A 25,594-nucleotide genomic window follows, 5' to 3' on the forward strand; every position below is an offset into this window, starting at 1 on the left:
TCTTCGAGTGGGCGTTTGTATTTTCAGCGCCTGTGACTTTTACGAAAATAAGCACATAGTGGTGAAAACCTATTGTTCGTTGCCCTCGTGATACTGCGATTAGAGAGGGCGATGAGCCAATCTAAGTAAATCGGTATTATGACTACAGAAACAATTTCACTGATCAAATCTAGCATCAAAAGCATCCAAGACTACCCAAAGCCAGGCATTCTATTTCGTGATGTGACGAGCCTTCTTGAAGACGCGAAAGCATACCAAGCGACGATCAACTTACTTGTTGAACGTTACAAAGATATGGGCTTTACCAAGGTTGTGGGTACGGAAGCCCGTGGCTTTCTATTTGGCGCGCCTTTAGCGCTTGAGCTAGGTGTTGGTTTTGTACCAGTGCGTAAACCAGGCAAGCTACCACGCCCTACTGTTGCTCAATCTTATGAGCTTGAATACGGCGTTGATACACTAGAAATCCATACAGATGCCATCGTTGAAGGCGACAAAGTACTGGTTGTCGACGATTTATTGGCAACGGGCGGTACTATTGAAGCGACGACTAAGCTGATTCGCCAACTGGGTGGTGAAGTTGAGCACGCTGCGTTCGTTATCAACCTACCAGAAATCGGTGGCGATAAACGTTTAGAAGCACTAGGTCTAAACGTGTACAGCATCTGCGATTTTGAAGGACATTAATACATTCAATGAGTTATTTAGCTTTAGCGCGAAAATGGCGTCCTAATCAGTTTGACCAAGTTGTCGGACAAAAACATGTCCTGACGGCGTTGGAAAACGCACTGGCGCAAAACCGTTTACACCATGCTTATCTGTTCAGCGGGACTCGTGGTGTGGGTAAAACGAGTATCGGTAGGCTGTTTGCCAAAGGCTTGAACTGCGAAACCGGCATTACCGCGACACCTTGTGGTAAGTGTGATACTTGTCGTGAAATTGATGAAGGTCGCTTTGTCGATCTTCTTGAAATCGACGCAGCATCACGTACTAAAGTTGAAGACACTCGTGAACTGTTAGACAACGTTCAATACAAACCTGCTCGTGGACGTTTTAAAGTGTACCTCATCGATGAGGTGCACATGCTATCGCGTCACTCTTTCAATGCGTTGTTGAAAACCCTGGAAGAGCCGCCAGAGTATGTGAAGTTCTTACTCGCAACAACTGATCCACAAAAGCTGCCTGTCACTATATTGTCGCGTTGTCTTCAGTTTCATCTGAAACCAATCAGCGTTGATGATATTCACCAGCAACTTGATTACATCCTAGGTCAAGAGCAAGTTTCAGCAGAGCCAAAAGCGTTGGGTATGATCTCACATGCTGCAGATGGCAGTATGCGTGATGCTCTTAGCTTGACTGATCAAGCAATTGCTTTAGGTAACGGTGCGGTGCAAACTGATATTGTCAGCCACATGTTGGGGACGATTGATACCGACCAAGCGATTCACTTACTGGAGTCAATCAGCAGCAAGCAACCTCAACAAGCCATGGATAAAATCCAGCAATTAGCAGCAAATGGTGTTGAGTGGGATGGTTTGTTGCAGCAAGTCGCAACACAGCTTCATCGAATTGCGATGTATCAAGCGCTGCCAGCGTCGCTAGACCGAGCACAACCAGATGCAGAGAAAATTGAGCTGTTGAGTAAAGCTCTAAGCCCGCAAGACGTTCAGCTTTACTATCAAATTGCATTGAAAGGTCGTGAAGATTTGACCCTCTCGCCAAATGGGCGAGTCGGTTTGGAAATGATTGTGCTGCGTATGATGGCGTTCCGCCCATCAAATAACAGTGGGGCAAATGTTGTTTCTAGTAACTGCGAGCCAGCGTCATCTCCGGCTCAAAGTACCAGTCAACCAAAGGCTGCGCCAGCTCAGACAGCCGCTGCTCCTCGAGCTCAGCAGCCGAGTCCAGCACAAAGCACACCACAAGTGGCGCCTCAACCTTCATCCAGTTCGCAACCTGAGTATCAAGCGAGTGGATATGAGACGGTTCCACCACAGTATGATATGGCGCCGCCGATGAGTGAAAACCCAGCGCCGCAGCATGAAACGCCACCTCAGCAAATGCAAGAGAGCGTTTCAACACCAGCGCGCGGTGGTCTAAGCGGTTTACGTCACCAATTACGTTCTCAGCGTCAAGGCCTACAACAGAACACTCCTCAAAATGGTGGCTCAAAAAAGCCTAAAGCGGCATCTGCACAACCAGAATCGGTTATCGACCGAGTAGCGCAATTGCATGGCAATTCCGCGCAGGTGTCGCCAAACTCAGCTCCGAAGTCGACGGAGCCACAAGTTGAGGAAGCGTATCGCTGGCGTCCAAGCAAGCCTGTTGAGACAAAAGTAAATACAAAACTGACACCTACGCAGCTCAAGCAGGCACTTGAGCATGAGAAAACGCCTGAAATGGCACAAAAGCTCATCGATGAGTCATTAGAACATAATGAATGGGCGAAGCTCATCAGCTTAATGGAGATCCCTAAGCTGGTAGAGCAACTTGCGCTAAACTCTCATTATAGTAAGGAAGGAACAACCGTTTCGTTACTATTGAGAAGCAGCCAAGCTCATTTGAATACTGATAGAGCTCAAGCCGAATTGCTCAAAGCACTTAATACCGTGTTAGGTGAAGAGTGCCACATGAGCATCGAAATAGGGGAGAGTGGAGAAACACCACTTGAACTGAGAGATAGGCTCTACCAAGAGAAATTACAGCAAGCGCTGAACAGTTTAGAAAACGATCCAAATGTTCAATTTATTGAACGTCGTTTTGCTGCAGAGCTTGATAAAGATAGTGTGCGCCCTATCTAATAATCGAATGGAATGGGGTTGAAAACCCAAAGGTATAACCCCATTAATTGATGCAACACCTCATTAAACCAGAGAGATAAACATGTTTGGTAAAGGCGGTATGGGCAACCTAATGAAGCAAGCCCAGCAAATGCAAGATCGCATGCAAAAGCTTCAAGAAGAAATCGCGAATATGGAAGTAACTGGCGAGTCTGGTGCTGGCCTAGTTAAAGTTACTATCACTGGTAGTCACAGCGTACGTCGTGTTGACATCGATGAAAGTTTGATGGAAGACGACAAAGAAATGCTTGAAGATCTGATCGCTGCGGCGTTCAACGATGCAGCCCGTCGTGTTGAAGAAACTCAAAAAGAGAAAATGGCTTCTGTAACTGGCGGTATGCAACTACCACCAGGCATGAAAATGCCATTCTAATCTGCTGATATTTAATTAAGCGGACTTTTAATGCGTACCAGTCATATGCTGGAGCAATTGATGGAGGCCTTACGTTGTCTACCTGGGGTTGGCCCCAAGTCAGCGCAGCGTATGGCCTTTCATTTGTTACAGCGCGATAGAAAAGGCGGTTTGCAGCTTGCAGATGCGCTGAGTCAGGCAATGACAGAAATAGGTCATTGTACTGAGTGTCGAACCTTCACCGAAGAAGAAGTCTGTCACATTTGTACCAACCCAAAACGCCAAGAAAATGGTCAAATTTGTGTGGTAGAAAGCCCGGCAGACATCGCAGCCGTTGAAGCAACAGGCCAATATTCTGGTCGGTATTTTGTTCTTATGGGGCATTTGTCGCCATTAGATGGTATTGGTCCAAGTGATATTGGATTGGATGTCCTTGATTACCGCTTACGTCGCGGTGATATTACCGAAGTGATTTTGGCGACAAACCCAACAGTTGAAGGTGAAGCCACTGCCCACTACATCGCAGAGCTATGTAAAGAGCACCAAGTTGATGCCAGCCGCATCGCGCATGGTGTGCCTGTCGGTGGGGAGCTAGAGCTTGTTGATGGCACGACGTTGTCACATTCGCTATTAGGTCGACACAGAATTTAATAAAAAGCCGCTGAATTCAGCGGCTTTTTTGATTTTGGGAGTTAGGAACGATTAATCGTTCGATTCTTTACCAAGAAGATTTTTGTAGATAACCGCACCAAGCACGCCACCCACAATAGGAGCAATCCAGAACAGCCATAGCTGAGAAACCGCCCAGTCACCCACATATACTGCGACTGCCGTGCTACGAGCAGGGTTTACTGACGTATTGGTGACAGGAATGCTGATCAGGTGAATGAGAGTCAAACACAGGCCAATTGCGATAGGTGCAAAGCCTTGTGGCGCACGTTTGTCTGTTGCACCCATAATGACAATCAGGAACATCATCGTCATGACAACTTCAGTCACAAGTGCAGCGATCATCGAGTATTGGCCTGGAGAGTGTTCACCATAACCATTGGCGGCAAAGCCAGAACCCACAACATCGAATCCTGCTTGTCCAGATGAATAACGTAAAGCACGCCACCTGCGATAAGCCCGCCGATCACCTGTGAGATGATGTAGGGAGCAACGTCTTTTGTCTCAAAACGACCGCCTGCCCAAAGGCCAACTGTCACTGCAGGGTTCAAGTGACAACCTGAAATATGACCGATAGCAAATGCCATCGTCAGAACGGTTAAACCGAATGCCAAAGAAACGCCCAACAGACCAATACCCACTTCAGGGAAACCCGCAGCCAACACCGCGCTACCACAGCCGCCCAACACTAGCCAGAACGTGCCAAAAGCCTCAGCCAAATACTTATTCATGTTCTTTCCTGATCTTTAATTAAATGACCCGCTGAACATAGTCGAGAATTGTCAATAAATTGTGAGGGAGATCGCGCAAAAACCGCAAATGGAACGCTATGTGGCAAGAGTTCTCAAGGGTGAGATAAAAAGCAGAGGGGGGGGGAAGTGCTAAATCTTGAGTTTGCTTTGATTACTGCCTCGGAGAGAAACAACCGAGGTACTAACTTTAAACGTGTGGTCTAGAGTCGCATTACGTCAATTGTTCTAATTCAGTGATGTTGTCGAGTGCTTCTTGATTGGTGTTGCCGCATACAATCGGACACGGTTTAAAATCGTGACAGACTTTGGGGCGTTCAGGCTTACCAAATAGCTTGCACAAATTGTCGTCGTTGAGTTGCACACAACGAACACCTGCAGGTTTGCCCTTGGGCATTCCAGGTATTGGTGAAGAGATACTTGGCGCAATACAACACGCTCCACATCCTAATCGACAATCCATAATGTAAACCTCTTAAAAATTAAGGGGGCAATTATGGTCATTTTGACGTGGATTGGAAGAGTGAAGAAAGAAAAAAATAAAAGGGTGCGCTTAACATTACGCTCCCTTTTTGGTTTTTTGCTTTTAAATCATCGTGATTATTTTAAGAAACGGTTATAAACAAACAACAGAATAAATGCGCCTAGTGTTGCGGTAATGATACTACCAATGTTGACGCCAGTTGCTCCGCCGAAACCGAGAATGCCGCCAAGGAAGCCACCTACAAATGCCCCTGCAATACCAAGTAACATTGTTGCAATCCAACCGCCCCCATCTTTTCCTGGCATGAGCCATTTAGCAAGTGCGCCGGCGATTAAGCCCAAAATAATCCAAGAAATAATACCCATGAAAACTCCTTAATGCCTTCTTGATAAATTGAGTAATGGAAACTTGTTTAAGGATAGAACAGTAAAACGAAAGTAGTTGAATATCTCCACCGTTATGTGGGAAGGATGCAAGATCTTCTCAAAACTTGAACTTTTGCGTTGAGAAGAGTATAAATCGCCCCCTAAATTCCCTTGGTGAGACTTGAAGTATGAGCACTCCATTTTGGCAAAGTAAATCGTTAGAGCAGATGACAGAAGAGGAATGGGAATCTCTCTGTGATGGTTGTGGCAAATGTTGTTTGCATAAGCTTATGGATGAAGATACCGATGAAATCTACTATACCAATGTGGCTTGTAGCTGGCTGAACAGTAAAACGTGTTCGTGTAAGGATTACCCAAACCGTTTCACTTCGGGTGAAGAGTGCACCAAGCTGACCCGAGAAGACATTGACGATTTTACTTGGCTGCCACACACGTGCGCTTACCGTCTGTTGGCTGAAAAGCAGCCTTTACCAGAATGGCATCCGTTGATTACCGGCTCTAAGTCCGCAATGCATGCGGCAGGGGAAAGTGTCCGTAACAAAGTTGTTTACGAGATTGATGTGGTGGATTGGGAAGACCATATTTTAAATCATCCCAACCGTCCTTAGTCGAATACAAACAAGCCTTTCATTGATTAAATGAAAGGCTTGTTTGCTATTGGGGCTCCCAACTTTGACGTCTCGCTAACGAAATGCTGCTCAGTTTATTATTTAGTGTTGTAAACTTAGGAGTATGATTTCAACGCTTTACACTTCTATTCCTGATTGTTTTGATCAGGATTGTTCCCTATGAGGTAAACATGACGTTTCATTTCCCCCAGAAACTGCGCCTGACATCTTGGGTGACATTATTCGCACTTGCCGTCATTATGTTCTCCCCAATGGCTGTTCATGCGACTGCCACTGACGATATCCAAGAGCCTTCTGCTGCCGAAATCTCGATTGACAACTTGAACCGAGAGATTGTGGATTTATCCCAAAGCCTCTCGCAAGCGAGTGGCGACGAGCGTGATGCCCTTCAACTGCAACTATTCCAAAAGAATGAAGAATTAAGAAGCCAGTTAGCGTCAGCGATTGAACGTGAAACTATCTCTCGCGACAAGCTGATCTTGCTAGTTAAAAAACAAGAACAATACTCTGAGGATGCGACGAACTATCTATCGGAAAAAATAAAGAAAGTCGTCGAGGATTTAAATAAGGCTAAGGATGAAGAGAAGCTTGCTCTTGTTAATGATTATCGAGAGCTACAGCGTTATCTTGATGTTAGCTTCGATTCGAGCTGGCAAAATCTCGCTTGGTTGAAGGAGCTAGGGGCCCAAAACGAGCGCGCAGAAGCGGAACTAAAAGATAAAATTGATAAACGTATGCGCTTACTGTCTGCTTCAATTGAGTACTTGAGTCAGCAAAGTGAGATCATTGGCTCCCAACTTTCGTCTAGCCCAGAGTCGGAAAAAGCGTCGTTGCAACTTAGTCAGCTCATTACTAAACAAAGGCTAAATATTGCGACAGAAAGCTTACGCAACCTGATTTCAATTGGTGATAAAGTCGGTTTAGAAACGTCTGAATACAAACGCCAAATTTTTGAAGTGACGGGTAATATCACCCATGATTTACTGAATACCAAAGTTGTGTGGTCAATACTGAGTCACTGGTCCAACTCGGCACTGGATTGGTTTGCCGAGAATGCACCGCAGCATATCTTCCAGTTGTTTGTTTTTGCGCTGATTTTATTGATCGCTCGCGGACTGGCTAAGTTAACTCGCAAAGTCGTCCGTAAAGCAGTTGCATCGAAAAACTTAAAACTTTCCCACTTGATGCAGGACTTCTTTATCTCGATGTCCGGCAAATTCGTGTGGGTGATCGGTATCATGGTGGGCTTATCTCAGCTTGGTTTGAACCTAGCGCCAATCCTAACCGGTTTCGGTATTGCTGGTGTGATTATTGGTTTCGCGTTGCAAGACACGTTATCCAACTTCGCGGCGGGTATGATGCTGCTTATTTATCGCCCATTTGATGTTGGTGATTTTGTGTATGCTGGCGGTGTGGATGGCAAGGTAAGCCATATGAGTTTGGTGAATACCACAATCCGTACGTTTGATAACCAAATTATTATTGTGCCTAACAGCAAAATCTGGGGAGATGTTATTAAGAACGTCACGCATGAACGCATTCGCCGCGTGGATATGGTGTTTGGCATTGGCTATGCGGATGACCTCTTAAAAGCGGAGTCAGTATTGTCTGATATCATTACCTCTCACCCTTCGGTACTTCGCACTCCAGAGCCAATGATCAAAGTTCATACATTAAATACGTCTTCTGTAGATTTTATTGTGCGTCCTTGGGTAAAAACGGATGATTACTGGGATGTATACTGGGATGTGACAAAAGAGGTGAAACTACGCTTCGACCGAGAAGGTATTTCGATTCCTTTCCCACAACAAGATGTGCATTTGCATATGGTGGAGAAGCAAGACGCTTAATCACAGGTCCCAACTAGTGAAAGGCACTCTAGATAGAGTGCCTTTTTTGATCTTCGGTTAGCGCTATAGTTACAGTTCGTTAAAGAACACCAGTTTAGGCTCGCATTCTAACAAGTTGTCGATCTGGCTAATCAAAAGAGCAAAGTGTTCTGTTTTACCATGAAGCTCAAATGCTTGTTGGTTTTTAAATTGCTCCTGAAAAACGAAGTGGCATGTATTGTCTTTATCTTGGAACAATTGATAACGAACGCAACCTTCTTCATTGCGAGTAGGTTCAAGCGCTCGGGTAAGTACCTCTTTCAACTCTTGTTCTTTTCCCGGTTGTGCATGAAAGGTAGCCGTCAAGTGAATCATAATGTTTACTCTTTTTGTTATAGGTAACGCCCTTGGCGTTGCAGGAACTCAATTTTGTAACCATCAGGGTCGGTTACAAAAAAGAACGTTGCTAAATGCTTTTGTTGATGGTCAAAGGCTTTGATGTCACCAGTTTCAATGCCGAGAGATTTAATGCGTTTGTGGGCTTGTTCAATGTCCTCCACGCTGACGGCAAGGTGGCCGTAACCTGAGCCGTGAGTGTAGGGCTCACTTTGGTCGTGATTGTGCGTCAGTTCCAATTCAAAGCCAGTTTCTTGGTTGGCTAGATAGGTTAGAGAAAAGCCATCAAAGATGTATTGATCAGCGACTTCTAGTTCAAGTACGTCACAGTAAAATTGTAGAGAGCGGTCCAGATCACTTACTCGGATCATGGTGTGAATCATTTTTGTCATAGGTACTCCTTGATAGTCCGCACAGGTTAGCGATTTCAAAAGGAGTCTGGGTAGTACTCTAGTACGACAAATTAGAAGATGCTCAAGGGTTTATAATACGGATGCATAGCCTAGGATGGTTATTGCTCGGTTGGTTGCTATTAACTGTTAAGTTGCGCAAGTGCTTGACGAGTGGTCTCTTGAGGTTGGCGAGCGTACGTGAGGCAAGCGCATCGAAGTAAGGAGGCAAAGTTGTTCACTTCACCATTGTATTCGAGTGCTTCTTGATAAACAGTGCTTATGAATTTAGGAACCGTCATGTTTTGAGCACTAGCGATTTCCTCAAGAATTGTCCAAAAGCTAGCTTCAAGTTTTACACTGGTCGCGTGACCATCAATACGGATAGAGCGGGTGATGAACTGATAGTTGTCTTGGGGTTGCTTAGCAAAGATTTCGCACATTTTCTTTATTCATATAATTAAAGACCCATAATTATTGTGGTGTACGATTTAAAACGTCAACTGTTTTCATGCATAAAAAAACGCTCCCTTGCGAGAGCGTTGAAACATCACGAGTTGTGAAGTAAGTGCAAGTTGATTATTTAATTTGTTGTTTCAAGTACTCGCCTAGTTGCGAGTGGTGCATGATTTTTGATACCGGAAGGATAGTTTCTGCAGGTCCCCAAGCAAATACGTTGACTGGAGTATGCGTATGAGTACCCGTCCCCCATACTGTGTTTTGCTTTGTTGCATGCTCACGCGCTAGCAAGTTGCCACGGTCGTTGTAAGGAAAGAAAGCATCAAAGTCATTGATTGTCGGAACGTTCTCTTCGCTTAAGTATTTGTGTCCAGCGAGTCGGTATGGATTTGGTTTACTTGCTAATACGCGTTCTGCTTGCTCAGGCGTAATCGAAAAATCGCTATTTGCGTTCACGACTTCCGCAAACTTCTCTGGAGTTTGCTCTTTCTTATCAAGCGCTTGGAATTCACTGATCATGCCGTAGTAACTTTTCTTTTGGTTGTATAAACCATCGAGGATCTCGAACTGACCAAAGTTGAAGTTTGGCGCGTAATCCTGATTTTTGAATGCTTCGCCGTCGCGTTTTTGTGGTTTAGGCAAGTTTGCTGATGAGTAGCTAAAGCCAAAAGAGCCGGTTTCGTGGTCAGCAGTAACAATGATCAGGGTGTCATCACGGCCTTTTGCCCACTCATAAACTGAGTTTACCGCTTCATCGAATTTAAGCATTTCATGCAGCATCGTACCTGCATCGTTACTGTGGCCAGCCCAGTCAATTTGGCCGCCTTCAACCATCAAGAAAAAACCGTCTTTGTCTTTTGAAAGAATGTCGATTGCTTTGGTGGTCATTTCTTTCAGCGATGGCTGCGTGCGTTTTGGATCGTTTTTGCTTTGACTGTAGGCAATACCATCGTTCATGCCCGAGTAAGCAAAAAGTCCAAGTAATTTGTCACCTTTAGCTTGTGTGAGCATATCGCGGCTGAAAGCTAAGCTATAGCCTTGGTCTTGCGCTTCGGCAAGCAAGTTGCGTTCGTCTTTGCGTTTCGATTTTAGGTAGACATTACCTTGAGTGAGCTTTTCAAGTTGCTCGTATGTCTCTCCCTTGTCGTTTGTCGACTTTGGAATCCAATGACGAAGTCCACCAGACATCATCACGTCTACGCCTGTTTCGAGCATATCCGCCGCAATATTGTTTTCTAGGGAGCGATGTGGTTGATGAGCGGCAAATGCTGCTGGCGTTGCGTGGGTCATACGCGTATCAGAGACGAGCCCTGTCGCTTTACCTTTACTTTTGGCTTTTTCCAAAATAGTTTCGACATGGTTGCCTTGGCTATCAATGCCAATGACTTCAGAAGCGGTAGGGATTCCTGTCGCTAGCATCGTAGCTGAGCAAGCAGAGTCGACGACAATTGCGTCTTCTGGATTGGTCAGTGATGATCCAATCACACCTTCTTGAGCGAGTTTGTATAACGCTGTGCTTTCGCCTTTGTAAACCGAGTTAGGTGCGTGTTTTGCGTAGGTCTCGAGTAAACCAACTTGTTGAGGACCCATGCCGTCGCCGATCATCAAAATGACGTTTTTGATTTCAGCTGAGAGTGCGTTGAAAGAGAGGGTAGATGCAGCCACTGCCGTAACGATTGGAGATACTAAGCGCTTCATTATATTTTCCTTGTTTATTGAAAGCGCAGGCATTAAAGCAATGATTTATGAAGGTTTTGTGTCGGTAATAAAAGTTTAACCAAATTGTCGTTTTTGTTTGGTTTTGCAGAAAAAATGAGTCGCTCTCTAACGTTCGTTAGTTTGGAAAGAAGAAAGCCCACAAACGCGGGCTTGGATTACGCTTAGGAGTTGAAAGCATGGACTAAAGTTATCCATTCAGTGCCTTCACAAGAAACCTAGTTTAGGGAGCAATAAACGAGCATGTATTATCGGGCCACAAGAGCGGTCGAATTCACTTACGTTTGCATCATATCGTTCTTTGGCTTATTAAATTATGGGCTGCAGTAAGTGTTTGGTTCAAATAGGATTTGTTGTCGTGACGATTATCAGACTGGTTATCAGACTAATGCCAGTATGATGCCACCAACGGTAAGTGCCGCAGAAAGGTATTGACCCGCAGAATATGAGCCATCCTCTTCTTTCTCGATTTTATCGGGGTGATCCATGCCAAGAGCACCATGCGTGAAAGATTCGACCTTTTCACCAACAGATTTATCTTCTGCTTCTATTTTCTTGCTGTCGTGCTCGATTTGTTGCAGAGCGGCAAGTAGCGCTTTGCCTTCGGTCGAAAGCGTCACCTTATTGTGTTCGACTTTCAGCGGCGAAGCGCTAGTTTCTTCTTGTGCAATACTTGCTTGTTTAGAGGCGACAGATTGTTTGGCATAGCTATTAACAGAAGTGCTTCCTACTGGATTCATCGAATACTCCTTGGAACATCGACACTCGGTCACTGAGTGCGGGTAAAAAGCAGTTATATTTTTATCGGCGGCAAAGTTTATTTCTGAAGCTATTTGGATAAAAACAGGTCTGCTTTTGCCGCTTCTAGTTTCTATTGGTGATCTTTAGCAAAAAATAGACCAGCAGGAAGCAGACCGTTGTCACTCTATGAACTCGGAGCGGTGTGATGATGCAACGCAACGACAAGGTAGTAACTTAAATTGAAGACCAGCTACTTACATTGAAGATCGTTATTGCGTTTAGTTAGATGTTGATATGCCGCCATGCGGTGAGCATCTTGTACATACCGTACTGGTGGTGCGAGAACCTCTAACTGATAGTCTGTATTATCAGAAAGCACGTTATCTGTTAGGCTAATTACAACCACTTTTAAGCTCGGGTTGCGGCTTAAGATTGATGCTGCCGTACCCAACCCTTGCTCGGTGTGAAACTTGCCCGCAACATGGACAATCTGAGCGCCTGGGCTGTCGTCTAGGTAGCTAACGATAGATTCCGCCATAGTTTCATCCCAAGTAACTTGAGCTGCAAACTGTTTTTCCGTCTGCTCTGGCTTACCGTGATGCATGGATGCCATGAACTTTTCTTTGTACGGACTACTACCAGTGTTGATGGCTTGTGCAATGAACATTCGCTGATCATCATCGAGCTTGTTAATGTAATCTAGCCCTTGTCGACCAATGCATCGAACAATGCTCTTTGGTGCATTTGCTGCAATGACCGGGAGATTTTTCTGCTTAGCCAACTCCACGAGAGGGCGATAGTCGCTTTCATAATTGGGCCAAGCGTTGGCTTGTTTCATTAAGTACTGTTCGCCGATCTCCCCACGTAGGTAAGCGTCAACAACAGGTTGTTTGTCGCGGGTAAATTGTTCCATAGATAACGCGAGTGAGCGGTCGTAGGACGTAAGTTGTTTGAGCATATCGGTTTGAAAGCGATGAACGCCGGCGTGTGTGTGCCATTCACCAATAAGAATGACATCTGCTTGTTGCAGCTCAATTGGCAGTTTGCTTAGAGCGATATGCTCGCCAGAAGGGGTGTATAGTTGGTAGTCGTAAAAACTAGTGACTTCCGCTGAGGTTGCGTGAGAGTTGGTTTGCGTATATGAAGAGCAACCAGTAAGTAAGCCTGCAAAGAGCAAGCTCAAAGTAGAAAAGCGCATTGAAAAGCCTCCAAAAATGTCCGGATGATATTAATGGAGGCTGAGCAATGAATCAATATAAATGATAACTATTTGCGTTTGTTGTTTTTTTTTGACTTATTAATTGAGTGTTTTTTTGCGATATACACGCAACATAAAATCAGCCTCACATTGGAAAAGTGTAGCGGATTTCAACTCTTCACGAAGAGCATCGGTTGCTTTCCATGCGAATGGCGTCATTTGCAATAAATCGATTGCGGCTCCGTTTTTCAAGTCCATAACATAGTTAAGATGCTGCTGGTGCTCTAATTCAAACCCTTCAATATGTTCTGGTTCTTCATTGTGAAGACGAACTTCTTGATAAATGCGCTCACGCAGTTGGTATAAGTGGCGGCTAGCAGGAGTAACCGTGACAACAACGCCGTCGTTTTTTACAACGCGCTGCAGCTCCTCAGCTTTACACGGGGCATAAATGCGCAAAATGGCATCTAAGGATTCATTTGCGAAGGGAAGTCGGTGACTAGAAGCCACACTAAAGTTGCAGTGCGTGTAACGCTTCGCCGCGTAACGAATGGCAACTTTGGAAATGTCTAAGCCATAAATCGTGGCATGGTTCGCTTGTGTTTCTATCGTCTTTTGTACTTGATCTGTGTAGTAACCTTCACCACAACCAATATCTAATAATTGATGGGTGCTCCCCTCAGTGTATGTTGCACACAGCTGCGCCACTTCTTGGCGCATTGGGTTGTAGTAATCTCCTTCGAGGAATCGACGACGAGCTTGCATCATCTCTTTGTTGTCACCAGGATCTTTAGAACGTTTGTGATGCGCTGGCATCAAGTTAACGTAGCCTTCTTTTGCTAAGTCAAACTGATGATTGTTTTCGCACTTAAACGTTTTTTCATTTAACGCTAGAGCTTGGTGGCATAGAGGGCATTGATAGTTCATGACGATCTCGAACAGAAAGTAGGGCGGCAAATTCTATCAAAAAGCATGGTCTCAAGTGAAACAAAAAGAGCCGACTGGGTCGGCTCTTATTAAGTATTAGTGGAAGAAGTCGACTTGCTCTTTCAAGTTTCGTGCTTGTTGTTGAAGTTCAATGGCACTTTGCGAGGTTTTTGCGCTCGTGTTGCGGCTTTCTCGGTTAAGTTCACTGATAGAATGGGCATTTGCTGCAATTTCTTGTGAAACTTGAGCTTGTTCTTCTGAAGTCGCTGCAATGGCGTCGGCTTGAGAGGCTATCGACTGCACTTGTACTGCGATGGCTTCTAATGCTGTGCCCGCGTCTTGTGCTTTGTCCAAGACCTGGTTTGCACTGCGTTGGCTGTCTGTCATCATATTAACTGCATTATGAGTCGACCCTTTTAGTTTCTCGATAATTTCCACGACATCCTGAACTGAGCTTTGGGTTCGGTGCGCAAGTGTGCGCACTTCATCTGCTACAACTGCGAAGCCACGACCTTGTTCACCTGCTCATGCTGCTTCAATGGCGGCATTCAAGGCAAGTAAATTGGTTTGCTCAGCAATTTCATCAATCATTTTAGTGACGGTTTGAATACTCTCGCTATCGCGATTTACTTGCTCGATAGCCGTTGCTGATTGATCCAATTGATCGTTAAGTTGAGCAACGTCGATACATACGCCTTCAACAATCGCGAGACCAGACTGGCTATCGGTATTTGCTGAGCGTACGTTTTCCGCAATGCTTTCGACTTGTTGTGCGACAGATTGAGCGGAAGAGGCCATTTCTTCAATCGCTGTCACAACTTGCTCGACTTCTTGTTGTTGTCGGTCGGCTTGGGTCAAATTGCTATGTGCATCGTTGGCAACGCTGGTGGAGTTGCTCTCCACTAAGTCGCTTGTTGAACGGATCTTACCGACAAGTTCATTGAGCTGACTTGCCATACTGGCGACACCAGAGCTCAGGTTCGTAATTTCATTCTTTGATGCTTTACGAGACGCTGGGATGCTCAAGCTGACTTCGCCGCCGGCTAAGCGAGTCATGTATGAGTTTAGAGTCGTGAGAGGTTGTAAGCTGTGATTCAAGAAAAGTGTCAGTACAACAAAAGTAATGATTGCCGCTACCGAAGAAATGATGGCAATGAGTGTGAGAAGCGTGTCGCTACCTTTTGTAACTTCTTTGATAAATGTACCGCCTAGCAGTTTCCAGTTCCAACCTGGAACCTCTGTGTAGACAAGATACTTTTCGCCTACGTTACCTTGGTACTCGAAAGGGTAGCGAATTAATCCACTAGATTGTTCGAAAATCTGGCCAAAAGGCTTGTGACCATTGTAGTCGGCGACTTCTAGTATTGACGAATCTGAGCCGCTTTTTGCTGGATGAAGTAGGTATTTACCAAGATTGTTTTCGTCGTTATCAACGATAATGGTGTAACCAGTGTCGCCCCATTTTATCTCTTCGAGTGCATCGAATAAGGTTTGTGTCGCTTGGTCTACTGGTAAGCCAATAAACGATAGGCCTGCTACCTTTCCTGTCGCATCTTTGATTGGGGCATAGTAGGTAATGTAGCGCTCGCCATACAATTTAATTTGAGCGTAATACGGTTGTCCTGCTTTAAGTTGCTGATAACCAGGATGGTTGATGCCTAGCGTGGTTCCGACCGCTCGCTGACCTTGTGGATCTTTTAGGGAGGTGGACACCCGAATAAAGTCGTCACCCAATGGTGCGAATAGCGTTGCTATAGCGCCGGTATCACGTGTGAAACTGTCGACCAACTTGGTGTCATTAATTAAGCTTTCACTGTATTGAGTGATGTTTGGTACTTCATGTCCCATGAAGTCAACCGTGTAATTTTCGACATAGACACCGGCAAGGTAGCCATTGCGAAAAGTAGATTCGAGGACTTTAGCGGTGTGCAGGTAAGCATCGAATTGGCCAGCAATGGTTTTTGCCATTGATTCTACTTTAGATTGGTGTTCTTTCAGTGTGCTTTCCAATAGAACATCGGAAGCGTTGCGGTAAACAAGCGCTGCAATACTGCTGAAAGCAATGAATAGACACAAAGTGATCACCAGTTTCAACTGGAATCCGACACTTTGATTTCGGTATCTCTCTAACATAGACTAATTCCTGATATTTTTATTATTTATGAGTTTTGTGTCGGTATGCTATCGGTTTATATGATCAATTTTTTTGATATTTATTAATGAAACCGTCAAAAGTGACCAGTAACCAATAAGTTAGTAAAGATAGGACCATCTAAGCAGAGCTTTTATTACAAAAAAAGCCGGGTATCCCCGGCCTTTATATGGTGATTCTTACTGCGCTGAAATGACAGTGACAAGTTCATGTGTCTCACCTGGTTGGAGCGTTTGACCTTGCTCAATACTTGGTGCATGAACAGCAGACTCCACACACAACATGGTTTGATAACCATCGTCAGCCATGTCACCCATGCTTTGCGCACCTTCTGCCCAAGGGTTCCATAATACTGCTGAGTTGTGGCCTTGGTTGTGTACGCTTAGCGTACGATCCAATACCGGGTCTTTTACCAAAATTTTCGCTTCTGGTTGCGTGTAAACGCGATCAATGGTGTCAGTTAGTTGTAGAACATTACCACCTTGGCATACCGCATCCGCTTTCAAGCTATCAATGTACTCGGCACCCATGCCTGTCGTTTGTGCTTGCTTAATGTCTCCAACGTTTAGGTAAGTATGTAATGCGCCAGAGAAGGTCCAAGCCTCGTCATCAATGTTCATGACTTTGAGCGTCACTTTTAGCTCATCGCCCACTTCAATCACCAAACGAGCGTCAAACATATGGGGCCAAATATCGTGGATTTCTTCTGTCGGGAACAGAGCAAGTTCAACAATCACACCGTTATGGTTCTCACGATGTTCAACCAACTCCCATTCTGCGGTGCGGGCAAAGCCGTGAGCTGGAGCAGCAATACGCCCAAACCAAGGCCAACAAACCGGAATACCACCGCGAAGAGCAGCTTTACCATCGAAGACAGCTTTTTCGCTCATCCAGATCAGATCTTCTTGACCTTCAGGCGTGAACGACACGACATGACCACCGTATAGCGAGATGCCTGCCGTTGCTTTGTCATGAATCACGCGGACGATTTTTATCTGATCAACTTCAACGATAGTGACGTTATCAGATAGCACCGTTAGGGCTGGGAGAGTTTTTAAATCCATGTGTAGTTTCCTATCGCTGGGGAGAGCTTTTAGACGCGCTTCGCACATTAAATGCAACATCGAGCCTGCATTCTCTCAAATTCCAGATACAAAAAAGGCGACTCTAGAGCCGCCTTTTCTTTAACGAAGTTATTCGCTAATTGCTAACTTTCTAATTACTTAGAGATGTGAGCGATTAGGTCTAGAACTTTGTTTGAGTAACCGATTTCGTTGTCGTACCAAGATACAACTTTAACGAATTTGTCAGTTAGTGCGATACCAGCTTTAGCATCGAATACTGAAGTGCAAACTTCGCCGATGAAGTCTTGAGATACAACTGCATCTTCAGTGTAGCCTAGAACGCCTTTTAGTTCGCCTTCAGAAGCTTCTTTCATCGCTTTACAGATGTCTTCGTAAGAAGCACCGTTAACTAGGTTAACAGTTAGGTCAACTACAGAAACGTTAGCAGTTGGTACGCGGAAAGCCATACCAGTTAGTTTGCCGTTTACTTCTGGAAGTACAACGCCTACAGCTTTAGCAGCACCAGTTGAAGATGGGATGATGTTTTGAGAAGCACCACGACCACCGCGCCAGTCTTTAGCAGAAGGACCATCTACAGTTTTTTGAGTTGCTGTAGTTGCGTGAACTGTAGTCATAAGACCAGATTCGATACCGAACTTGTCGTTAAGAACTTTAGCGATAGGCGCTAGACAGTTAGTAGTACAAGAAGCGTTAGAAACGATGTCTTGACCAGCGTAAGTGTCGAAGTTTACGCCGTTAACGAACATTGGAGTAGCGTCTTTAGAAGGACCAGTTAGTACAACTTTTTTCGCGCCAGCAGTGATGTGCTTACGTGCAGTCTCGTCAGTTAGGAAAAGACCAGTTGCTTCAGCTACAACGTCAACACCGATTTCGTCCCATTTTAGGTCTTCAGGGTTGCGCTCTGCAGTAACACGTACAGTTTTACCGTTAACGATTAGGTTACCGCCTTCAACTTCAACAGTACCGTTGAAACGGCCGTGAGTTGAGTCATACTTAAGCATGTATGCCATGTAATCTACATCGATAAGGTCGTTAATACCTACTACTTCGATGTCGTTGCGCTCTTGCGCTGCACGGAATACGAAACGACCGATACGGCCAAAACCGTTAATACCTACTTTGATAGTCATTATAGTTGCTCCACAACTTAATTTCTGATTAAAGATAACTGGTAGTAAAATTACAGAATCCAGTAAACATCTGCAAGTGATAATCGGACTTAACTTGTTTAAAGTCAAAAAAAAGCGACGCTTTTTTTAACAATTCTTTGCAAATGTACGTTTTTTAAACTTTTAACTGATTCTTCTGTAGCCCAGTTGGCGTAATATAACTGGTGAGATAAGTGCTCTTATCAAATTAATTACGCATGGTGTCCTGGTGAGAAAGTATGTGCTACAACTGTTAAGAGAAGCAAGTTTTTTGCTAAAAAAGTCAATACCAAGAACAGTAAATAAGGAGCCGAAAGTCGTGGAACAAAGCGGGAAAAAAGTGACGAAGTCAGATGAACAGTGGCGTGAGCAACTGTCTGATGAAGAGTTCCGTGTTTGCCGAGAGCAAGGTACAGAGCCTCCTTTCAGCGGTAAGCTACTGCATAATAAGGAAACTGGTGTTTATGCTTGTACTTGTTGTAATGCCCCTCTCTTTGTCTCTGATAACAAGTATGACTCTGGCTGCGGATGGCCAAGTTTTGATGCGCCTATCAACGATCAAGCGGTGCGCTATTTAGAAGATCTAAGTCACGGAATGGTACGTACAGAGATTCGTTGTGCAACGTGTGATAGCCATCTAGGGCACGTTTTTGAAGATGGCCCACAGACCACAGGAGAGCGTTTTTGTGTTAATTCTGTGTCGTTAATTTTCAACAAATCAGAATAATAACGACAAAATTGTGCTCGAGATTGTTTTATCCTTTCAGGATGATTCATGCTCAACAGTGATCTGAGTGTCGCTCGACTTAAATAAAAACTCCCGCTCATTGCGGGAGTTTTTCGTTTATATCTCAATGGGTATCATTGCTGGGGAATAGATACCTTTCTCTATGGCTTTCGCCACCGATTCGGCTAATTCATCCAACTGCTTATATCGCTCTGGATGACTGAAATTGAACATACGTTGGAGCTGCTTTTCATCAGCAAGCGGTACGCCGAATCTCTTCGCGACCATTGCCCATAGATACGCTTGCTCTTTGTCTCCAAGCCCTTGATGAATACTTGCCATTGACTTGAGAATGACAGGATTGATGTTGTCTTCATCAGATAAAGACAACGCGTTATTAAGAAGCTCCAGGGTTTTCTTGGTATCTCGGTTGGTATAAAAAGTGGCTAATGCATATTGCATCTCAGCATTATTTAATTGGGGAGACCCTTCCATTTGTAAAAATGCGCGCCGAGCTTGAGTATCTCCCGTTTGAGACCATAAGAAATACAAAGTAGCCGGGTCTTCTGAGCCTTTTAACTCGTTTACAATGCGCTCTAGCTCATCAATACTGTGTACCAATGCATTAAAGCGTTGTCTTTTGAGAGCACTTTGATCAATAGGGGTGATCTGGGAGGCGAGTTCTAAGCATTTCCTATATTCAGCGACCAGACCGTATTCGATGATTTGGTTGGCCTCTGATGGGTTTTTCAATTGCTCAAACCGATGCCAAACCAAATTTGTTCTTGGAATTCGACATTGGCCGTCATCCATATTGAGCTGCTCGCAACGTAGCTCTGGTGTTTTTTGGCACAACTCTTCGGTTGTCACGTTACCTTCAAAACAGCCCGATAGCGCAAAACATGCGAGGCTGAGAAGTAACCAGTTTGTTCTTTTCATGGCTTTGCTTGTGATCCGTTACACCAATTCATTTTCGTATTCTTGACTCAGTTTCTTAACCCGTTATGTTCTGTAAATAGAATGTAATGAGAAGGTACACTATGGACGCAGAACAACTATTACAAGCGATGACTCCAGAAGTTTATGATCGCTTAGTCTATGCAGTAGAAACGGGAAGATGGCCTGAGGGTACAACACTTTCTAAAGAGCAGCGAGATTCGTGTATGCAAGCTGTGATGTTGTATCAATCAAAACATAATACTGATGCGCAGCATATGACGGTTGCAGCCGGTGGTGAAATCAGTTTTAAATCAAAACAAGAGCTTAAAAAACAATTCAGCGGAGAAGAGAGCGATATTGTTCGTGTCAATCCGAACATTGATTAATCCTTACGCCTTATTTCTCAAAATTTTATTATTTTGATTTTGAAAGAAAAAAGCCCAAACTGTATTGGGCTTTTTAGATCGTAGAAAGCTTGAACTTACAGGCTCATTTCACCACGCAGTACTTGTTGCATTCTCTCTTTTACTTCTTCGTAAGAAAGGTTTTGGCTTAGAAGGTAGTGTAGTTTTGCCAGCGCCGCTTCGGGCGTCATGTCAAAGCCACTGATAACACCAGAGTCTGCGAGCGCACAACCTGTGGCATATCCGCCCATATTCACTTTACCTGCCAAACACTGAGTCAGGTTGACAACAATAACGCCGCGCTCAGAGGCTTCTTTCAGGTGACCAAGCAGCTCAGGGTTCTGAGGAGCATTACCGACACCAAAAGTCAGAAGAATCATCGCATTCACGGGCTGACGAAGCGTGTTGCGGATAACTTCGTGTGAAATACCAGGGTACATGGTGATCACACCGATTGGTTGTGGCGTGATGTTGTGAACCTTAAACTCACCTTCTGGTTGTGCACCAACGGTTACGCTGTTGCTAACTTGAATATTGATCCCAGCTTCCAATAGTGGAGGAAGGTTTGGTGAAGTAAAGGCATTAAAACCGTCTGCATGAGATTTTGTGCTGCGGTTACCACGCATCAATTGATTATTGAAGAACAAAGTTACTTCGTTGATCGGGTAGTTTGCCGCAATATGTAGCGCGTTTAATAGGTTTGCTTGGCCGTCAGAACGCAGCTCTGCGAGAGGGATTTGTGAACCCGTTACAATCACTGGCTTACCAAGGTTTTCAAGCATGAAAGACAATGCGGACGCTGTGTACGCCATGGTGTCAGTACCATGTAGGATAACGAAACCATCGTATTTGTCATAGTTGTCACGAATATCATTCGCAATCTGCTGCCAGTCAGCAGGTGTCATATCTGATGAGTCAATCAGAGGGTCGTATTCGTGGATGGTGTAATCCGGCATTTCAGGACGATGGAATTCGGGCATGCTTGCTAATTGCTTTTCCATAAAGCCAGCAACAGGCACATAGCCGTGGTCGGATTTTTGCATTCCGATGGTACCACCGGTGTAAGCGATGTAGATGTGTTTTCTAGTCATCGTTTTTTCTTTCGTGTAGGGGAACAGAGGCGGGGATTATATACCTAAATAACCTTGAGATGCGAGGCTATACGCACAGCATCAGAAAGTCATCTGAGGAGATGCAAAGCCTAATAAAAAGGGCACTTCAAGTAGAAGCGCCCTTTGTAATATTGATGGAAAAACTACTGCACTTGGCAGTTCAAACAAAATGCGTATTGACCTTTAGGATCGTTGAAGCTTTGGAGCAAGCTTGCGTCTTGTTCGAATTGTTGAGCTACGGGTTGAAGACTTTTTGGTAGCAAGCTTGTTGCATCAATACCTAGAGAGACTTTCACCTGTTTCATAAACTCTTGCAGAAATAGTTCAGTAGGTGAAAGAGGCTCTTCTACCCAGTAAATGCCGTAATCGGTCACGTTCGCTAGTTTCGCCGCTAGCTCTACAGCATCATCAAAGTCACCCATTTGATCGACAAGACCAAAGGATAGTGCATCTTGGCCAGTCCAAACTCGACCTTGAGCAACTTTGTCAACTTCCTCTAGAGACATATCGCGATTCTCGCCAACTAGAGAAATAAAGCGCTTGTAACCGTGTTCGATACCTAATTGGAACACTTGAGACGCGCCCTCAGAAAGGCCAGTGGTAATACCGTCACCTGAGAACGGCGATGTGCCAACGCCATCAGTATTAATACCTAACTTGCTAAAGCCTTTTTCAAACGTGGTGATGACACTAAATATACCAATGGAGCCCGTCAGGGTTGTTGGCTGAGCAACGATTTTGTCTGCGCTCATTGAAATCCAATAACCACCAGAAGCGGCCAAACTCGACATGGATACAACAACCGGCTTACCTGCTTGCTTCAGAGCTTCTACTTCGTTACGAATCACTTCAGAAGCAAAGGCACTGCCTCCTGGACTATCTACTCGTAATACGACCGCTTTCACTTTTTCATCATTGCGTGCTTGACGCAGCAAGCTTGCGACCGTGTCACCACCAACAGTTCCGCGAGGTTGTTGACCGTCCATAATCGCGCCACTGGCTAGAACAACGGCGATGTCGTGCTGAGGTAGTGTGTAATCGGGACGAATCGTTGCAAGGTAGTCGTAGTAACCAATCGCGTTGTAGCTGTCTTTGCCGTCACTACCAAACTGTTTTGCAAATAGAGTGCGAATGTCTTGGCGTGTCGCAAGTTCATCCACTAGCCCCAGTTTGACTGCGAGCTGAGCAATATCGCCATTTACAGACTTCATCTCGTTAATCAGCTCATCCATGGTTGGATTAAGCACTTTCGCATCAATGTTTCGGTTTGTTGTTACGTCATCAACAAAAGCACTCCACAATTGAGTAACCCAGCGTGTTGCTGACTCTTTCGCCGCATCGGACATGTCATCACGAATAAACGGTTCGATAGCGGATTTATAAGTACCTACGCGAAAAACATGAGTGGAAACGTCAAGCTTTTCAAGTAACGTTTTGTAGTACATTGAGTAAGCGCTGTAACCTTTAATCAATACACCACCATCAGGTGCCAGATAAACTTTGTCAGCGTAACTTGCCAAGTAATATTGGCTTTGGTTGTAGAAATCACCTACGGCGTAAACGGGTTTGCCTGACGCTTTAAATTCGTTCAACGCTTTCGCGATGTAACGCAGTTTCGTGAGATTTGTTTCTGGCATGTCTCGCAGTGCTAGCACTAATCCAGATACTTTAGGATCGTCTTTCGCGTAGCGAATAGTATCAACGATATCGAAAAGGACGTTTTCTTTCGGTAACTCATTACCCAAAAGGGAACCAGCAAAAGAGTCCATTGGGTTTACATAACGTCTTTGTTCGACAATTGGGCCTGAAAGGTTCATCACCAATGCCGATTCTTTTTCGACGACAGGTTGACCGTCTCCGGTATAAGTAAAGGCAAAGTAGAAAACGGCAATCATCAGCAAGAAAATTAGGTTTGCCAGTGCGAGTCTGATGAAAGTGATACTTTTCCATATCCCTTTAAATATCAAACCAATAAATTTGAAGAGTTTTTTCATCTTGTCTCCATAACGAGATAGTTACGCCGAGTCTAACAAAGTATGGGTTCTTATCTCTAAGATCTCAAAAGATAACATTTTTTTAGCTTATCACGACCACTCAACAATTGGCATATTTTCACACGAGATTGATCGGTGTTACAAAAATGTAAACGCTTGTTTGATTTTTTGGTTGAGCAGGCTTAATCTGGTCAGACCATGATAATAACAATGGATGTTAAGTGATGTCTGCCATGTACCCAAACCTATTAAAGCCACTGGACCTCGGTTTCACACAATTACGAAACCGAGTTCTGATGGGATCAATGCACACGGGCTTAGAAGAGCACAAAGAAGGATTACAGAAGCTCGCTGCTTTTTATGAAGAACGCGCGAAAGGCGGTGTCGGACTGATTGTAACCGGAGGTTTTTCTCCTAACTTACGCGGTCGTTTACACCCGTTGAGTGCTGAATTCAGCAAGCCAAAACATGCTAAAGCCCATAAAGTTGTGACAGAAGCGGTGCACAAGCACGGTGGTAAAATTGCGTTGCAAATTCTCCATGCTGGGCGTTATGCAATGCATCCATTCTCGCAAAGTGCATCTGGCATTAAAGCGCCGATTGCAAAGTTTGCTCCGAGTGAAATGAGCGACCGCCAGATAAAGAAAACCATCGACGCGTTTGCTAATAGTGCGGAGTTAGCACAGCTTGCTGGTTATGATGGCGTCGAGTTAATGGGCTCGGAAGGTTACTTGATAAACCAATTCTTATGTAAACGTACTAATATGCGTTACGACGAATGGGGTGGCAGCTATAAAAAACGTATGCGTTTTCCGCTAGAAATTGTTAAAGCGGTACGCAAGGCGGTGGGTGACAAGTTCATCATCATCTTCCGTCTTTCTATGCTGGATCTTGTCGAGCAGGGCAGCACTTTTGAAGACGTTATCGAATTGGCGAAAGCACTTGAAGAGGCTGGCGTCACGATTATTAATACGGGTATCGGTTGGCATGAGGCTCGAATTCCGACAATTGCGACTCAAGTACCACGCGGTGCGTTTACATGGGTTACGGAAAAAGTTAAACCTCACGTTTCGGTTCCTATTATCACTTGCAACCGTATAAATACGCCAGATGAAGCAGAACGTATTTTATCTTCAGGTCATGCCGACATGGTTTCGATGGCGCGACCATTCTTGGCCGATCCTTACTTTGTTGCTAAAGCCGAACAGGAAAAAGCGCAGCTTATTAATACGTGTATTGGTTGTAATCAGGCGTGTCTAGATAACGTGTTTAAAGGTAAGCGCGCCAGTTGCTTAGTGAACCCTCTAGCGTGCTATGAAACCGAAATTGTTGTTGAACCAGCCTTTAAAAAGAAAAACATTGCAGTTGTTGGTGCTGGACCTGCGGGCTTGGCTTGTGCGACCACACTGGCTGAACGTGGCCATAAGGTTGATTTGTTCGAAAAGAACGACCGCATCGGTGGTCAGTTCCGTCTTGCGATGCAGATCCCTGGTAAGGAAGAGTTTCGAGAGACGATACGATATTTCGCTAACCGTATTGATGAAACAGGCGTGAATCTGCACTTATCGACGGAAGCGAACTATGACTTACTCACAGAGTACGATGAGATAGTGATGGCATCGGGTGTTGAGCCACGTAAAGTCAATATTGATGGAATTGATAACCCAGAGAAAGTCGTCGACTATCAAACTCTCATTCGAGACAAAACGCCAGTCGGTGAGAAAGTGGCTATCGTTGGTGCTGGTGGCATTGGCGTAGATGTCGCGACCATGCTCACAGAGCCAGTTGGACAAACGTTGGATGACTGGTTGCATGAATGGGGAATCGACAAGGAGATGTCTCAGCCGGGTGGTTTATATCCTTACCCTGATGCAGTCAGCGATAAAGAAGTCTGGGTACTTCAGCGTCGTAAAGGTCGTGTAGGTAAAGGTCCGGGTAAAACGACAGGTTGGATCCATAAACGTACCCTTGAAAAACGGGGCGTACATTTAGTCGGTGGCGTGTCTTACGATAAAATTGATGATCAAGGTTTGCACATTCATGTAGACGGAAGCGCGCAGGTACTTAATGCAGACAAAGTTATCATTTGTGCTGGGCAAGAGTCTGTACGTCCGTTTGAAGATAAATGGTCTGAACTTGGAGATAAGATTCATATCATTGGCGGAGCTGACCATGCGGGTGAACTTGATGCTGTGCGTGCGATTCGTCAAGGTGTTAAATTGGCGGTAAAACTCTAGCCTTTTAATGTGTGTTTACCATAAAAGCTGCGCTT

23 protein-coding genes and 2 pseudogenes are annotated in these 25,594 nt (G+C 44.8%); 9 read left to right on the forward strand and 16 right to left on the reverse strand.

The window, feature by feature from the left end; all coding sequences use genetic code 11:
* Window positions 1-138: 138 nt before the first annotated feature.
* From apt to recR, 4 genes are all read left to right on the forward strand, one after another.
* Entirely contained in the window at window positions 139-684 is a 546-nt protein-coding gene (gene apt, locus R7Z77_RS02440) for an adenine phosphoribosyltransferase (protein WP_005380615.1), read from the forward strand.
* An 8-nt stretch (window positions 685-692) separates the two neighbouring features.
* On the forward strand, window positions 693-2,798 hold the full coding sequence (gene dnaX, locus R7Z77_RS02445) for a DNA polymerase III subunit gamma/tau (protein ID WP_171342828.1): 2,106 nt from the start codon (window positions 693-695) through the stop codon (window positions 2,796-2,798).
* An 82-nt stretch (window positions 2,799-2,880) separates the two neighbouring features.
* Entirely contained in the window at window positions 2,881-3,210 is a 330-nt protein-coding gene (locus R7Z77_RS02450; protein WP_005380618.1) for a YbaB/EbfC family nucleoid-associated protein, read from the forward strand.
* 30 nt (window positions 3,211-3,240) lie between these two features.
* Window positions 3,241-3,840 carry a recombination mediator RecR gene (gene recR, locus R7Z77_RS02455; protein ID WP_005380619.1) on the forward strand — a complete coding sequence of 200 codons (600 nt, stop codon included), beginning with the start codon at window positions 3,241-3,243 and terminating at the stop codon, window positions 3,838-3,840.
* Between the two features lie 51 nt (window positions 3,841-3,891).
* Here the strand turns inward: recR and aqpZ are convergent.
* From aqpZ to R7Z77_RS02470, 3 genes and pseudogenes are all read right to left on the reverse strand, one after another.
* Window positions 3,892-4,589 (reverse strand): annotated as a pseudogene (aqpZ, locus tag R7Z77_RS02460) (aquaporin Z).
* 232 nt (window positions 4,590-4,821) lie between these two features.
* Entirely contained in the window at window positions 4,822-5,070 is a 249-nt protein-coding gene (locus tag R7Z77_RS02465; protein ID WP_017820793.1) for a YkgJ family cysteine cluster protein, read from the reverse strand.
* Between the two features lie 137 nt (window positions 5,071-5,207).
* Window positions 5,208-5,456 carry a GlsB/YeaQ/YmgE family stress response membrane protein gene (locus R7Z77_RS02470; RefSeq protein WP_005380625.1) on the reverse strand — a complete coding sequence of 83 codons (249 nt, stop codon included), beginning with the start codon at window positions 5,454-5,456 and terminating at the stop codon, window positions 5,208-5,210.
* A gap of 188 nt (window positions 5,457-5,644) precedes the next feature.
* Between R7Z77_RS02470 and R7Z77_RS02475 the strand changes: the two genes are divergently transcribed.
* Window positions 5,645-6,085 carry a YcgN family cysteine cluster protein gene (locus tag R7Z77_RS02475; protein ID WP_005384948.1) on the forward strand — a complete coding sequence of 147 codons (441 nt, stop codon included), beginning with the start codon at window positions 5,645-5,647 and terminating at the stop codon, window positions 6,083-6,085.
* A 191-nt stretch (window positions 6,086-6,276) separates the two neighbouring features.
* Entirely contained in the window at window positions 6,277-7,956 is a 1,680-nt protein-coding gene (locus tag R7Z77_RS02480) for a mechanosensitive ion channel family protein (RefSeq protein ID WP_005380681.1), read from the forward strand.
* A 69-nt stretch (window positions 7,957-8,025) separates the two neighbouring features.
* On the opposite strand, the gene R7Z77_RS02485 is transcribed toward R7Z77_RS02480, so the two are convergent.
* The 10 genes and pseudogenes from R7Z77_RS02485 to gap all read right to left on the reverse strand — a co-directional run bounded on the left by R7Z77_RS02485 (window position 8,026) and on the right by gap (window position 18,128).
* Window positions 8,026-8,310: a putative quinol monooxygenase gene (locus R7Z77_RS02485; protein ID WP_005384942.1), complete on the reverse strand. Its 285-nt coding sequence runs from the start codon at window positions 8,308-8,310 to the stop codon at window positions 8,026-8,028.
* 17 nt (window positions 8,311-8,327) lie between these two features.
* On the reverse strand, window positions 8,328-8,723 hold the full coding sequence (locus tag R7Z77_RS02490) for a VOC family protein (RefSeq protein WP_005380685.1): 396 nt from the start codon (window positions 8,721-8,723) through the stop codon (window positions 8,328-8,330).
* A gap of 140 nt (window positions 8,724-8,863) precedes the next feature.
* Window positions 8,864-9,163 (reverse strand): ribbon-helix-helix domain-containing protein, encoded by a 300-nt coding sequence (locus tag R7Z77_RS02495; protein WP_005384938.1) that lies wholly within the window; start codon window positions 9,161-9,163, stop codon window positions 8,864-8,866.
* A 136-nt stretch (window positions 9,164-9,299) separates the two neighbouring features.
* Window positions 9,300-10,877 carry an alkaline phosphatase gene (locus R7Z77_RS02500; protein WP_005380687.1) on the reverse strand — a complete coding sequence of 526 codons (1,578 nt, stop codon included), beginning with the start codon at window positions 10,875-10,877 and terminating at the stop codon, window positions 9,300-9,302.
* A 398-nt stretch (window positions 10,878-11,275) separates the two neighbouring features.
* The gene (locus tag R7Z77_RS02505) at window positions 11,276-11,635 is read right to left on the reverse strand and encodes a hypothetical protein (protein ID WP_005380688.1); all 360 of its coding nucleotides are present in this window, start codon (window positions 11,633-11,635) and stop codon (window positions 11,276-11,278) included.
* Window positions 11,636-11,886: 251 nt separating this feature from the next.
* Window positions 11,887-12,834 carry a ChaN family lipoprotein gene (locus R7Z77_RS02510; protein ID WP_318136593.1) on the reverse strand — a complete coding sequence of 316 codons (948 nt, stop codon included), beginning with the start codon at window positions 12,832-12,834 and terminating at the stop codon, window positions 11,887-11,889.
* A 99-nt stretch (window positions 12,835-12,933) separates the two neighbouring features.
* Window positions 12,934-13,761, reverse strand: coding sequence for a 23S rRNA (guanine(745)-N(1))-methyltransferase (rlmA, locus tag R7Z77_RS02515; protein WP_005380691.1), 828 nt, complete (start codon window positions 13,759-13,761; stop codon window positions 12,934-12,936).
* Window positions 13,762-13,857: 96 nt separating this feature from the next.
* Window positions 13,858-15,894 (reverse strand): annotated as a pseudogene (locus R7Z77_RS02520) (methyl-accepting chemotaxis protein).
* A gap of 198 nt (window positions 15,895-16,092) precedes the next feature.
* Window positions 16,093-16,977, reverse strand: coding sequence for a D-hexose-6-phosphate mutarotase (locus R7Z77_RS02525; RefSeq protein ID WP_017635820.1), 885 nt, complete (start codon window positions 16,975-16,977; stop codon window positions 16,093-16,095).
* Between the two features lie 155 nt (window positions 16,978-17,132).
* A complete protein-coding gene (gap, locus tag R7Z77_RS02530) occupies window positions 17,133-18,128 on the reverse strand; it encodes a type I glyceraldehyde-3-phosphate dehydrogenase (RefSeq protein WP_005380697.1) in 996 nt (331 codons plus the stop codon).
* Between the two features lie 337 nt (window positions 18,129-18,465).
* Here gap and msrB point away from each other — a divergent pair, with 337 nt between their 5' ends.
* Window positions 18,466-18,873 carry a peptide-methionine (R)-S-oxide reductase MsrB gene (msrB, locus tag R7Z77_RS02535; protein ID WP_005380698.1) on the forward strand — a complete coding sequence of 136 codons (408 nt, stop codon included), beginning with the start codon at window positions 18,466-18,468 and terminating at the stop codon, window positions 18,871-18,873.
* A 117-nt stretch (window positions 18,874-18,990) separates the two neighbouring features.
* Here the strand turns inward: msrB and R7Z77_RS02540 are convergent, their stop codons facing one another.
* Window positions 18,991-19,812 carry a DUF2989 domain-containing protein gene (locus R7Z77_RS02540; RefSeq protein ID WP_176311111.1) on the reverse strand — a complete coding sequence of 274 codons (822 nt, stop codon included), beginning with the start codon at window positions 19,810-19,812 and terminating at the stop codon, window positions 18,991-18,993.
* Between the two features lie 101 nt (window positions 19,813-19,913).
* Between R7Z77_RS02540 and R7Z77_RS02545 the strand changes: the two genes are divergently transcribed.
* Window positions 19,914-20,198: a YeaC family protein gene (locus R7Z77_RS02545; RefSeq protein ID WP_005380700.1), complete on the forward strand. Its 285-nt coding sequence runs from the start codon at window positions 19,914-19,916 to the stop codon at window positions 20,196-20,198.
* A gap of 95 nt (window positions 20,199-20,293) precedes the next feature.
* Here the strand turns inward: R7Z77_RS02545 and ansA are convergent, their stop codons facing one another.
* Window positions 20,294-21,307, reverse strand: coding sequence for an asparaginase (gene ansA, locus R7Z77_RS02550; RefSeq protein ID WP_017635822.1), 1,014 nt, complete (start codon window positions 21,305-21,307; stop codon window positions 20,294-20,296).
* Window positions 21,308-21,471: 164 nt separating this feature from the next.
* On the reverse strand, window positions 21,472-23,322 hold the full coding sequence (gene sppA / locus R7Z77_RS02555) for a signal peptide peptidase SppA (protein WP_005380705.1): 1,851 nt from the start codon (window positions 23,320-23,322) through the stop codon (window positions 21,472-21,474).
* A 224-nt stretch (window positions 23,323-23,546) separates the two neighbouring features.
* Between sppA and R7Z77_RS02560 the strand changes: the two genes are divergently transcribed.
* Window positions 23,547-25,559, forward strand: coding sequence for an NADPH-dependent 2,4-dienoyl-CoA reductase (locus R7Z77_RS02560; RefSeq protein ID WP_206958130.1), 2,013 nt, complete (start codon window positions 23,547-23,549; stop codon window positions 25,557-25,559).
* Window positions 25,560-25,594: the final 35 nt, after the last annotated feature.

The organism is Vibrio sp. 1401 (assembly GCF_033340295.1).